Origin of the sequence: Rhodococcus sp. PAMC28707, from assembly GCF_004795915.1 — a bacterium.
Taxonomy (GTDB): domain Bacteria; phylum Actinomycetota; class Actinomycetes; order Mycobacteriales; family Mycobacteriaceae; genus Rhodococcoides.
This window is the reverse complement of sequence record NZ_CP039253.1, coordinates 920,294-934,117: the sequence shown is the minus strand read 5'-3', so window position 1 is coordinate 934,117 and position 13,824 is coordinate 920,294. Positions and strand designations below refer to the sequence as shown.

The following is a 13,824-nucleotide window of genomic DNA, read 5'->3' as shown; positions in this document are numbered from 1 at the left end:
TCGAACACAGGGCTCGACGACATGAGTGCGAGTGAATCCCGCAGTCGGGTCGACGGTGCTACCAGTGGAAGCGGTCGCCGGTCACGAGGAGAACGTCCGAACCGTCGCCACGGTGTTCGAACCGAGCTACTTCCGCAGCTGCTGACGACCGCCGTCGAAACAGCAGGCGATTCGATTGCGCTGATGTCCTCGGGAACCTCGGTCAGCTACCGCGAGCTCGACGAACGGTCGTCGCAAGTGGCCAGAGCGCTCGTCGAACGAGGGGTCGGTCCCGGCGACCGAGTCGCGCTCGCCCTGCCGCGGTCCGTCGAATCGGTCCTCGCGGTGTGGGCAGTCGCCAAGACCGGAGCAGCATTCGTGCCGGTGGATCCGAATTATCCTTCCGATCGGACACAGCACATGGTCTCCGATTCGGGAGCCGTACTCGGTCTCACTCTCGAATCGTTCGCAGCAGGACTTCCCAGCGGTGTCGACTGGCTCGCGCTGGACGAGCCGAGCGTTGCGGCGGCCGTCGAGAGTTACCCAGCGCACCCGATCTCTTATGCGGATCGGGTGCGACCACTGCTCGAGTCGCATGCGGCCTACATCATCTACACGTCGGGATCGACAGGGCTGCCCAAGGGCGTCGTGGTGACCCATTGCGGTCTCGGACCGCTTGTGGCGGCGGAGCGAGCGCACTATGGTCTCTCGTCCGACTCTCGGATGCTGCACGTCTGTTCGCCCAGTTTCGACGTGTCGGTCCTGGAATTGCTGCTCGCGTTCACCTCCGGCGCCACGCTCGTGGTGGCTCCTCCGTCGATCGGTGGCGGCGAGGAATTGGCCGATCTGCTCCGTGAGACGCAGGTCACTCACGTACTCATCACCCCGGGAGCGCTGGGTTCGGTCGATCCGAACGGCCTTCCCGACCTCGAAGCGGTCGTCGTGGCCGGCGACACCTTCACCAGTGAACTGGTGACGAGATGGGTCGGCGCCGAACGAGGCGCGGGATTGCCACCGCGTCTGTTCTTCAACGGTTATGGACCTACCGAGGCGACCATCCTGGCGACAAGTACGGCGCCTCTTGTGGTGGGCGAAGCACCGGTCATCGGCACACCGATCCCAGGTGTCGGTGCATTCGTGCTCGACAACCGGCTCCGTCCCGTTCCGGCAGGCGTCAGTGGCGAGCTCTACCTAGCGGGTGCGCAGCTCGCCGAGGGATACAACAAGCGATCAGCATTGACTTCGGAACGATTCGTCGCCAATCCGTTCCCCGAAGCGACGGCAACCGGGCAGAATGCCTCGGGAACCGGCACCCGGCTGTATCGCACCGGAGATGTCGTCCGACGTGACCCCGACGGCATCATCCACTATCTTGGCCGTAGCGACTTTCAGGTCAAGATTCGTGGCTTCCGGATCGAGTTGGGTGAAGTCGACAGCACGCTCGCCACTCATCCTCATGTGCAGTTCGCTGTTACTGTCGGCCGCGAACTTCCTTCCGGTGAAACGGCATTGGTGTCGTATGTACAACCCACTGCTGGTGTGGACTTCGACACCGACGAGCTTGTCGAACACCTCGGCCGCACGTTGCCCGCACACATGATTCCGGCCCAGATCATCGAGCTGGATTCGGTTCCGCTCACTCCGGTCGGCAAGCTCGACCGGGCAGCATTGCCGGAGCCGGTCTTTGCCGGCAAGGAATTCGTGGCGCCGGTCACCGAGTTGGAGAAAACTGTCGCAGAGATCTTCGCCGAGGTGCTCGGAGTCGAGCGCGTCGGCAGAACCGACTCCTTCCTCGATCTGGGCGGAAACTCCCTCGTTGCAACCCGGTTGGTTGCGCGTCTCGGCGCGGCCCTGGACGTCAAAGTGCCGGTTCCGCTGCTGTTCGGAAATCCAGCTGTCGGTGACCTCGCTCGTGAGATCGAGTCGCGATCACTCGGTGATGCACATGCTGCTCTGGCTCCGCGCGACCGGACCGACCGTATTCCGCTCTCACTCGCCCAGCAGCGGATGTGGTTCCTGAACAGATTCGATACCGCATCCGCGGTGAACAACATCCCGGTTGCGATTCGGTTGTCCGGCCGGCTCGATACGAGTGCGTTGTTCCATTCCATCCGCGACCTGATCGAACGACACGAATCTCTTCGAACGTCGTACCCGGACCACGACGGCGTCGGTTTTCAGAGCATCGGTTCCGTGGACGACGTTCTTGCAGCGCTCACTCCGGTCATCGTCGATCCGGATGATGTCACCGCCGTTGTGATGGATACGGTGTCGAGCGGATTCGATGTCACAATCCAAGTGCCTCTTCGGGTGCGGCTGCTCCAGGTCTCGGCCGAAGAGCACATTCTGGTGTTCGTGGTGCATCACATCTCCGGCGACGGAGTTTCGATGGGGCCCCTTACTCGCGATGTGATGACGGCATATCACGCCCGAACTCAGAACACGGTGCCCGACTTCGCGCCGTTACCCGTTCAGTACGCGGACTACACCCTGTGGCAGCGCGACATCCTCGGATCCGAACTCGAGTCGGATTCGGTCATCTCCGATCAGATCGAGTACTGGACGAAGGCGTTGGCGGATCTTCCGACCGAGCTATCGCTGCCGTTCGATCGCCCCCGGCCTGCGGCCGCATCGAATCTCGGTGCCACACATACGTTCACAATCGATGCCGATACGCATCGGCAGATGCGGACTTTGGCGACGGCATCGGGCGCCAGCGTGTTCATGGTTGTTCACGCGGCACTCGCCGTGCTGCTGTCACGGCTTTCGGACTCCACCGACATCGTCGTGGGCACCCCGGTAGCGGGTCGCGGTGACGAGGCCCTCGACAACCTCATCGGCATGTTCGTCAATACGCTCGTGCTTCGTACCGATACCTCGCCGGACCTCAGTTTCCGTGAACTGCTGGACACCGCGCGTGGGGTGGATCTCGAAGCGTTCGCTCATGCCGATCTGCCGTTCGAGCGGCTGGTGGAGATTCTGGATCCAGAACGAAGTGCCGCACGCCACCCGATCTTTCAGGTCATGTTGACCTACCAGAACTTTGAACCGTCTCGGTTCTCTTTGCCGGACCTGACTGTGACGGGCGTGGACCTCGACGTCGCGATAGCCAAGTTCGATCTGCAATTGGCTATCACCGAAATGGCGTCGGGCGCTGGTGGTGAAGGCCCGCTGGCCGTCGAATTGACCTATGCGCGTGAGGTGTTCGACGAAGTAACGGCTGTCAGTTTTGCTCGCCGGTTGACCGCGATAGTCAGCGCTGTAGTCGCGGATGCCGATGTGGTGATCGGCGATATCGAGATCATGGACGAGGCCGAGCGTGCGGCGCTGAGCGCTGGGGGCACCGAACTCGTCGATGTCGGTGATGCAACGCTCGTGGCGCGCTTCGATGCTGCCGTACGCGCGAACCCGGGGGCGCCCGCCGTCACCAGTGGCGATGTCACCCTTACCTATGCGGAGCTGGACGGCAAAGCGAATCGGATTGCACGGGCATTGTCGGCGACCGGTGTGAAACCGGAAAGCCTGGTAGCTGTGGCGCTGCCGCGGTCGGCAGATCTGATCGCGGCGATTCTCGGGGTTCTGAAAGCCGGTGCGGGGTACCTCCCGATCGACACGAGCAACCCGCTCGATCGCATCTCGTACATTCTCGGGGATGCAGCCCCCGGTGCCGTGATCACGTCACAGGCGGAACTCGACTCGATCGGCGCGTTCGACTGTCCCATGGTCGACGTCGATTCCGCGTTGGTCACCGAACTCGACGGATCCGCACTTTCCGGTTCCGAGCTGCCGAGAAGTGCTTCCGCCGACAACGTCGCGTATGTCATCTACACATCCGGCTCGACTGGACTCCCGAAGGGTGTTGCAGTCACCCACCGAAACGTCACAACGCTGTTCGCGGCCGCGGCGCAGCGGTTCGAGTTCAGTAGCGAAGACGTATGGACCATGTTCCATTCCTACGCATTCGACTTCTCCGTCTGGGAAATCTGGGGACCGTTGCTGTCCGGTGGTCGGCTGGTGACAGTGGACTACTACACCTCTCGCTCGCCCGAGAAGTTCCTCGAACTGCTCGCACGCGAAAGCGTCACCGTACTGAATCAGACACCATCGGCATTCGCTCAGCTGGCCGAGGCAGAACGTTCGGTGGGGGACCGTGCACCGGCACTTTCCCTGCGTTACATAGTGTTCGGTGGTGAGGCGCTCGATTTGAGCTCGTTGGAGCGTTGGTATGCCCGTCATCCGAACGGTCCACAACTGGTCAACATGTACGGCATCACCGAGACCACCGTGCACGTGTCCTTCCTCGCTCTCTCGCGGGAGGCAGCGCACCGGGCAAGAGCAAGCGTGATCGGCGACGCGTTGCCAGGGTTGACCGTTCGCGTTCTCGATTCGCGGCTGGGCCTCGCGCCCGTCGGCGTGGCAGGCGAGCTGTACGTGAGTGGCGGACAACTTGCCCGCGGTTACCTCGGCAAGTCGGCACTCACCTCGACTCGGTTCGTGGCCGACCCGCTCGGACCGAGTGGAACGGTGATGTACCGGACCGGCGACCGAGGCCGCTGGAATACTGGTGGACAGCTCGAATATGCCGGGCGCAGTGATTCTCAGGTTCAGCTGCGCGGGTTCCGCATCGAACTCGGTGAAGTCGAATCGGCGTTGCTCCGAGATTCCGACGTCGCCCAGGCGGTGGCGATGGTTCGACGAGACCTGCGTCAGGGCGCCGACACCGAAGACCGTGCGGGTGAGTCTCTCGTCGCGTACGTCGTGCCCTCGGCTGGAGCGTCCATCGACATCAACCGATTGCGTTCTGTCGCAGCCCAATTCTTGACCGCTTACATGGTGCCGGATCTGATCGAAATGCTGGACGAATTGCCGTTGACGATCAATGGCAAGCTGGACCATCGGGCACTGCCGGTGCCGGTGTACGAATCGGGGTCACCCTTTCGTGCGCCGAGCACACCTGCCGAAAAGGCAGTCGCCGAAGTATTCGCAACAGTTCTTTCCCAGGAAGTGGTCGGGGTCGATGACTCCTTCTTCGAGCTCGGCGGCAATTCGCTCGACGCAACCCGCGTCATAGCCAGGCTGAATGCGGCACTCGACAGTGATGTGTCCGTTCGAGAGCTGTTCGAAGCTCCGACTGTGGCAGCTCTGGCGTCGTGCGCCAGTCGTCATCTCGGCGTAGGTGGCCGAAGGTCGCTGGTCGCTGCCGAACGTCCCGAGCGCATTCCGCTGTCGCTTGCCCAACAGCGGATGTGGTTCCTCAACCGCCTCGATCCAGGCTCGTCGGTGTACAACATTCCACTGGCGATTCGACTGTCGGGTGAACTCGATCTCGAGGCACTCGACAGTGCCATCCGCGATGTGATCGACAGGCATGAGAGCCTGCGAACGAGTTATCCGACCGATGCGGGCGGCCCGTTCCAGCAGATACGCGAAGTCGCCGATGTCGGACTCGACCTCGCACCGATTGCGTGTGCGAGCGAAACCGAACTGATCGATAAGGTTCGCGGCACCATCTCGCGTGGCTTCGACGTGTCCACCGACATACCGGTCAGGGCCGAACTGTTCGCGCTGACCGAAACCGATCATGTGCTTGCAGTATCGGTTCATCACATCTCGGCAGACGGGGTGTCCATGGCACCTCTCGCACGAGATGTGATGACGGCCTACGTCGCACGGATCTCCGGTTCGGCCCCTGCCTGGGCTCCGCTGACCGTGCAGTACGCGGACTATGCGCTGTGGCAGCACGACGTACTGGGTGACGCAGAACAGGCCGACTCGATCGCAGCCGGTCAACTCCGTTTCTGGACGGAACAGCTGCTCGGTGTCCCGGACGAACTGGATCTGTCCACGGACCGGCCGCGTCCGCCCCAACAGTCGATGCGCGGACGATCCTGGGCTACGTCGCTGACTCCGGAGTTGACCGATTCGCTGAACCGGGTCGCGCGCGCCAACAATGCATCGTTGTTCATGGTCGTGCACAGCGCGCTTGCAGTCCTGCTGGCTCGGATGAGCGGTGGACGCGACATCGTGATCGGCACTGCCGTCGCCGGCCGCGGTGACGCCGCGCTCGATGGGCTGGTCGGAATGTTCGTCAACACGCTCGCCCTGCGGGTGGACGTCGATCCCGCGGATCGATTCGATGACCTTCTCGACCGAGTCCGGAGCGTCGACCTCGGGGCTTTCGCCAATGCGGACGTCCCCTTCGAGCGGGTAGTCGACGCAGTGTCCCCGACCCGCTCGGTCGCCCGACACCCGATCTTCCAGGTGGTTCTGTCGCTACAGAATCAGGAGCAAGCCACACTCGAACTTCCAGGTTTGTCCATTTCGGTTCTCGACGGCGCCGAACTGGCGGCCAAGTTCGATCTTCAGGTCACGGTCGAGCGCGTCGGCGATCGGTTGCGGGTCGTGTTCACCTATGCGACGGATCTGTTCGACGAGGACTCGATTTCGCGCTTTGGAGAGCGTTTCACCCTGGTGCTCGACGCGATCGCCGGCAGCACCGAGGTGATCGTCGGGGACATAGATATCCAATCCGATACAGAGGCCGACCAAGGGCACGTGCTGACCGCCGCACCGTCGGTCGGCATCGCAGCAACCGTCGGTGTGGAAGGAACAACCCTCGCCCAGGTGTTGCGCACTGTGGTCGACGAAGACCCCGACGCGCCTGCCATCTCGATCGGCGATGTCGATATCACCTTCGGCGAGGTGGACGAGCGGTCGTCGCGGCTGGCACGTGAGCTGATCTCGCGGGGTGTCGGACCTGGGGATGCGGTCGTAGTCGCCATCCCGCGGTCGGTCGAGCAGGTTGTCACGCTCTGGGCTGTTGTCAAAAGCGGTGGTGCAGTCGCCGGCCCCGCATCGAGCAGCGCGGTCCTGGGCATCGCGGCGACGGTAGAGGCGGTCGAGGATTCGGTCGGCGAGTGGATCGTCCTGAGCGATGACTCGGTGATCAAGACCGTTGCCGAGCATTCTTCGCGGCCGGTGGCGTATTCGGAACGAGTGCGGCTTCTTCGCCCAGAGGATCCGTTTGCCTTCTTCGAAGGAGTCGACCCACCTCTGTCCCACGGCGATGTCGTCACGATCGCAGAGTCGCTTCGAGGCCTCCTCGGGGTGACCTTCGAATCGCGTACCTACGGAACCGCGCGGTTCGGCACCAGCTGGTCTCTGCTGGAATGGGCACTCGCGGCGTCAGCAGGCTCCGCAATGGTCGTGTCTGCGCCTGGTGAGTCCGAGGGTCCCGAGTCGGTGATCGTCGAACAGTGGGTGACCCACGCGTTCGTCTCTCGTGCTCAGGGTGCGGCCTTGGAAGCGAGCATCGAGGCGGAAGACCTCGTGTCCGTCGTGCTCACCGAGAACCCGGTCCACACGAAGCTTCCGGCGACCGACTCCGCTGCGGGTTGGACGATCTTCGGCTGACGGTCCAGTCGTTGTGCACGAGTGGACCGTCGCTGTGTGTGAAGTCTCGGTGAAAACCTGCACTTGACTTGCTTGTCGCACGTTTTTCGCGTGTTCATCTCTATCTCGGTTCTATTTCGGCCGAGAAAGTAGTGCAATACGGTAATAAAAGGCATCGGCATAGTCAGTGGCTTTGATAACCAAAATGATACGGGCTTCGGTGCCTGCTCGGAGCGCATCTCGAGGCCCGTTGGAATCCGGTGTCCCTGTTCGCGCTTGGCGTGAGTGATTGCAGATCGGTCGGCGCTTGGTAGCCTTCGGAGTAGATTCTGGACGTGCAAAACCGACTTTTCATTTTGATTGGTGCGTAATTTTCCGTTATAACAGCGCAATCACGAAACAATCTCGATACTGAGTCAGTCCATATCCCGACCGATTGCGAGGTACTGCCCACCGATGAATGCGACAAACCCGAACTCGGGCGACATCAAATCCGACGTCACCCCTGATCTGTCGGCCGCTGGGCCGGCGAGATCTGGTCGATCCAGCGGGCGTGACAAGGGCAGGCGTAATCCTCGCACTCGTCGGGCGCGCGTTGCTCTGCTGCCGGATTTGTTGGCGGCGGCGGTGGAGCGGAGTCCTGATTCGTCTGCGTTGGTGTGTGGGTCTGCTGATGTGTCGTATCGGGTGTTGGATTCGTTGTCTTCGCGGTTGGCTCGGGTGTTGGTGGGTTCGGGTGTGGTGGTGGATGGGTTTGTGGGGGTGGCGTTGCCGCGGTCGGTGGATTCGGTGGTGTCGGTGTGGGGTGTGGCGAAGTCCGGTGGTGCTGTGGTGCCGTTCGATCCGGGGTATCCGGTGGAGCGGTTGGAGCGGATGGTGGTGGATTCGGGTGTGCGGGTGGGTGTGACGGTGCGGGAGTTCGTGGGGTTGTTGCCGTCGAGTGTGGAGTGGATCGTGTTGGATGATCCGGCGGTGGAGGCGGTGTTGGCGTCGGTGTCGGATGAGCCGGTGTCGGCGGTGGATCGGGTGGGTCGTTTGCGGGCGGAGTCGGCGGCGTATGTGGTGTATACGTCGGGGTCTACGGGTGTGCCGAAGGGTGTGGTGGTGACGCAGGCGGGGTTGGCGAATTTTGCGGTGGAGCAGCGTGATCGGTATGGGTTGACGGGGGAGTCTCGGACGTTGCATTTTGCGTCGCCGAGTTTCGATGCGTCGATGTTGGAGTTGTTGTTGGCGGTGGGTGCGTCGTCGACGATGGTGGTGGCGGGGGCGTCGGTGTTCGGTGGGGTGGAGTTGTGGGAGTTGTTGGTTTCGGAGCGGGTGTCGCATGCGTTTGTGACTCCGGCTGCGTTGGCGTCGGTGGATCCGGTGGGGTTGGTCGATCTTCGGGTTGTGGTGGTCGGTGGTGAGGCGTGGTCGTCTGAGTTGTTGGGTCGGTGGGCGGTCGAGCGTGGTGTCGGTGGTGGTGTTCGTGAGTTTTTCAATGGGTATGGTCCGACGGAGACGACGATCATGTCCAATATTTCGGGTGCGTTGGTGGCGGGGGATGTGGTGTCGATCGGTGCTCCGATCCGAGGGATGTCTGCCGCTGTACTCGATGATCGGCTACGTCCCGTGCTCGGCGGCGCGAAGGGTGAGTTGTACCTCTGGGGCCCCGGTGTGGCTCGGGGCTACCACAATCGCACGGGGCTCACGGCAGGACGATTCGTCGCCAATCCTCTGGTCGAGGACGGCACGCGGATGTATCGCACGGGCGATGTCGTTCGACGCCTGCCCGACTCGCACGACATCGAGTATGTGGGGCGCAGTGATTTTCAGGTGAAGGTGCGTGGTTTCCGGATCGAGTTGGGTGAGATCGATGCTGTGGTGACCTCGTATCCGGGGGTCGAGTTCGCGGTGACGGTTGCGCGTTCGGGGGAGCAGGGTGTGGCGGGTGCGACGGTGTTGGTGTCGTATGTGTTGCCTGCTGCGGGTTCTGATCTGGATGTGTTGGAGATTCGGGGGTGGGTGAAGGAGCGGTTGCCGCGTCACATGGTGCCCTCGCAGGTGGTTGTTCTCGATGAGTTGCCGTTGACTCCGGTGGGTAAGTTGGATCGTGCTGCTTTGCCGGAGCCTGCGGTTGTGGTGCGTCGGTTCCGGGGGCCGGTGTCGGAGTCGGAGCGGGTGGTGGCGGGTGTGTTCGAGGATGTGCTCGAGGTGGATCGGGTGGGGCTCGATGACGATTTCTTCGAGTTGGGTGGCAACTCACTCATCGCAACGCAGGTTGCGTCGCGATTGAGTTCGGCGCTCGGGCGCGCGGTGTCGGTCCGAACTCTGTTCGAGAGTTCGACCGTGGGATCACTCGCTGTATCGGTGGAAGATGCTTCGGAGATCGTCCAGCGGCAACCGCTGACGATGTCCGAACGCCCTGCTCGAATTCCGTTGTCCCTCGCCCAGCAACGGTATTGGTTCCTCAATCAGTTCGATACCTCGTCGGTCGTGGACAACATCCCGATCGCGGTACGGTTGTCGGGAGCTCTCGATGTCGCGGCACTTCAGGCTGCCGTCGCAGACGTCGTCGACCGGCACGAGGCGCTTCGGACCTTCTACCCGAACGAATCGTTCGGTCCTTCGCAGTCGGTACTGCCCGCGGCGAGCGCCGTTCCCGACCTGACGCCGGTCCCGGTGAGATCCGAGGACGTCCCTTCTCGTGTGCGCGAGGCAGTGACGAGGCAATTCGACGTCACCGAGGCGCCACCGGTATTTGTCAGGCTGTATGCCGTCGACCAGGCGAGCGGGGAGTGCAACGGCGAGTACGTGCTGGTGATCGTCGTACATCACATCAGTGCCGACGGATCCTCTCTCCCCGTGCTCGTGCGAGACGTCATGCTGGCATATTCGGCCCGCACCGCCGGCCTTGCTCCGCCGTGGTCCCCGTTGCCGGTGCACTACGCCGACTTCGCGCTGTGGCAGCGCGAAGTGCTCGGCGACGAGTCCGACCCCGACTCGATGCTCAGTACACAGATCGCATACTGGCAGGAGCATTTACGCGGAGTGGCTCCCGTGATGGACCTGCCTACCGATCGGCGCCGACCCGAACAGCAGTCGTTTGCCGGCGCGGCAGTGCGTACGACCCTCACCGACGAGGTGCACCGAACGCTCGTGAGTGTCGCGCATGCGCACGACGCTTCACTGTTCATGGTCGTCCACACGGCTTTGGCAGCATTCCTGAGTCGGATGAGCAACTCCGGCGACGTCGTCGTGGGTACTCCCATTGCAGGTCGTGTCGATCAAGCGCTGGACGGACTCATCGGGATGTTCGTCAACACCCTCGTGCTCCGGACTCAGGTCGACTCGAGTGCCAGTTTCGTGGAGGCGCTCGCCGACGTACGGGAAGTGGATCTCGCGGCATTCGCGCATTCGGATGTGCCCTTCGAGCGCGTCGTCGAAGCCATCAATCCACCACGATCCTCCGAATACAGCCCACTCTTTCAGGTCGGCTTCTCGTTTCAGAACATCGCACAGGAGTCGCTCGAGCTTCCGGATCTGGCCGTTCGGCCGGTCGAATTCGAATCGAACGTTGCCAAGTCCGATCTGCACTTCACTGTCACCGAAAATCCGGCACGCAGTGGCGATTCTGTGTTCGGTATCGAACTGGCATATGCCACAGATCTTTTCGACGAGAGTACGGCGCAATCGATGCTCGATCGATTCGTACGCGTCCTCGACGCCGTGGCCGCAAATCCCCTGGTGCTGATCGGCGACATCGCACTGATGACCGAGCCCGAACGTCGATCGATGGTGTTCTCCGCTGATCGGACGGCGTATCTGGTGGGTGAGTCGACGTTGATGTCGATGTTCGAGGAGAGAGTAGCCGAAACCCCGGACGCCGAAGCTGTTGTTGCCGAAGGGCAACGATTGACGTTCCGGCAGTTCGACTCGCGGGTCAACGCGACAGCGCGATACCTGATCGAACTAGGGATCGGACCGGAGTCCGTTGTGGCACTGTCTATTCCGCGAGGTGTCGAGCTGTTGGTAGCGATGTATGCGGTAGTCAAGACCGGTGCCGCCTACGTTCCTCTCGATAGTGAGCATCCGGCCGATCGCAATGCCTACATTGTCGATACCGTCACGCCTGCGCTTCTCGTCACCGGTCCGGGTGACAGCGGGGACTGGCAGAGTACGGCGCCGACGGTGTCGGTGGACGAGATCGACTCCTCCGAGTACTCCGGCGGCCCCGTCGGTGACTCCGAGCGGACCGGGCCGGTGCGACCGGACAACACGGCTTACGTTATTTTCACCTCGGGGTCGACCGGAAAGCCCAAGGGAGTGGCGGTCTCCCACCGAGCGATCGTCAATCAGTTGCAATGGCTGCGTGCCAGCTTCCATACCGGTCCCGACGATGTGGTGCTGATACACACGGCGGTGACGTTCGATCTGTCCGTGTGGGAATACTGGGGTGCGCTCGCTGCAGGAAGCGCGGTGGTCATCGCTGCGCCTCGATCACATCCGGATCCTGCTTATCTCCTCGGCTTGATGCGTTCGGAGAATGTGACGACCCTCGGCGTGGTGCCGGCGATGCTGAACACACTTCTGATGCAGGCCGAAGGTGTACTGCCCCACTCCATCGAGCGCGTTTACGCCATCGGGGAGGAACTCGCCGCAGGGCTCGCCCAATGGTTCCGCCGAGGCAACGAGGGGAAGCTCGTCAATCTCTACGGACCGACCGAAGCCGCGGTGTCGGTGACCTGTCACGAGGTGGTGCCGGAAGATGTCGGCGGCGTGCCGATCGGCCGTCCGGTGTGGAACACCGGCACTCTCGTCCTGGATTCCCGAATGAACCTCGTTCCGGCCGGGGTCGGCGGAGATCTGTACCTCACCGGGGTCCAATTGGCGCGCGGCTACACCTCACGAACGGCACTGACCGCGGAGCGTTTCGTTGCCGATCCGTTCGGACCGAACGGGTCTCGAATGTACCGAACCGGTGATCTCGCCCGATGGAATCGCGATGGTGAGCTCGAGTACCTCGGTCGATCGGACGAGCAGGTGAAGGTGCACGGCTACCGCATCGAGCTGGGCGAGATCGAATCGGTTCTTCGCACTCACCCGGACGTGACCGACGCCGCCGTCGTCGCACGTGAGGACGGAAACTCGGGTCACCGGCTGGTGGCATACGTCGTTGAGCGTCCAGATCGGTCGATCGATCGAGATTCGCTGCAGGCGCTGGCAGCCGAAGAGTTGCCGTCGTACATGAAGCCCGCAGCCATTGTGGTTCTCGATCGACTTCCGTTGAATCCGAGCGGCAAGGTGGATCGTCGGGCCCTTCCCGATCCCGTATTCGACAAGGTGCACTACAAGGCACCGAGCAGTGAGACCGAAGCTCTGGTTGCACGGGTGTTCGCCGATACTCTGGGCACCGAGGACGTCGGCGTGGACGACGACTTCTTCGATCTCGGTGGCAACTCGATGGTGGCCGTCCGAATGGTGGGCGCGCTGAGTTCGGCGGTCGGTCGCGATGTACCTCTTCCCTGGGTTTTCGGAAGTTCGACACCCGCAGAGCTGGCCGCACGCATCGACCGCGAACCGGCGACGTCGAGTGCTGGAGGCGTTACCGGTGGACCACTCGACATTCTCGTCACACTCCGTGAGGGAAGCGCGGACCACGCGCTCTTCTGTTTCCATCCGATCACCGGTACCGCGTGGGCGTTCGCAGGATTGGCACCGCATCTCGATGCCGATCGGCCGGTCTTTGGTCTGCAATCTCCCGCGCTGTCCGGTGCCGCACTCCCGACCTCGATCGAGGACTGGGCCGAGCTGTACGTGCACGAGATTCGCGCCGTTCAGCCGGTCGGGCCCTACCACCTGCTCGGATGGTCGATGGGTGGTGTGATCGCGCACGCAGTTGCGGTTCGGCTTCGTACTCTGGGGGAGAGCGTCGAGACGCTCGCCGTGATGGATGCGACCCTCGGTACGGCCGAGGGTCGTACGACGGCGATGCCGACAATGGTCGATCTCGTCGGTGAGTTCGGTGGCGATACAGACCGCGATGTCTCCGATTTCGACGTACAGGACGCAGTCGATCTGGTTGCGACCCTGCCGCCGCCTTTCGACTCGTTGACCAGAGAACGGATCGAGATCATTTTCGACGGGATTCGGCACTCCGCCGGACTCCTGGAGGAGTATCGACCGAGGAGGTTCGACGGGGATCTGCTGTACTTCACCGCCGAGCTCGACGACCCCTCGGGCGAGTCGGGCGCGTCTACCTGGAAATCGGCTGTCGACCCCGAACGCACGGTCAACTATCCAGTGGAGACGACACACTGGAAGATGGCCTCGCCCGCATCGTTGGGATTGATCGGACCGATTCTGAACAAGTGGATCCTCGGCGGTCGCTGATCGAACAGGTGACGTTATCCACGACCTCGTGGAGACAGCACGCACCTCGGCGAATCATCCGAGTGAATGATTTACCCGGCC

At 62.4% G+C, this 13,824-nt stretch carries 2 protein-coding genes; both read left to right on the top strand.

All coding sequences use genetic code 11. From position 1 onward, the window contains the following. The first annotated feature begins 21 nt into the window (after positions 1-21). Positions 22-7,392 (top strand): non-ribosomal peptide synthetase, encoded by a 7,371-nt coding sequence (locus E5720_RS04275; protein WP_136169596.1) that lies wholly within the window; start codon positions 22-24, stop codon positions 7,390-7,392. Between the two features lie 435 nt (positions 7,393-7,827). Then, positions 7,828-13,743 carry a non-ribosomal peptide synthetase gene (locus E5720_RS04270; RefSeq protein WP_247596160.1) on the top strand — a complete coding sequence of 1,972 codons (5,916 nt, stop codon included), beginning with the start codon at positions 7,828-7,830 and terminating at the stop codon, positions 13,741-13,743. Positions 13,744-13,824: the final 81 nt, after the last annotated feature.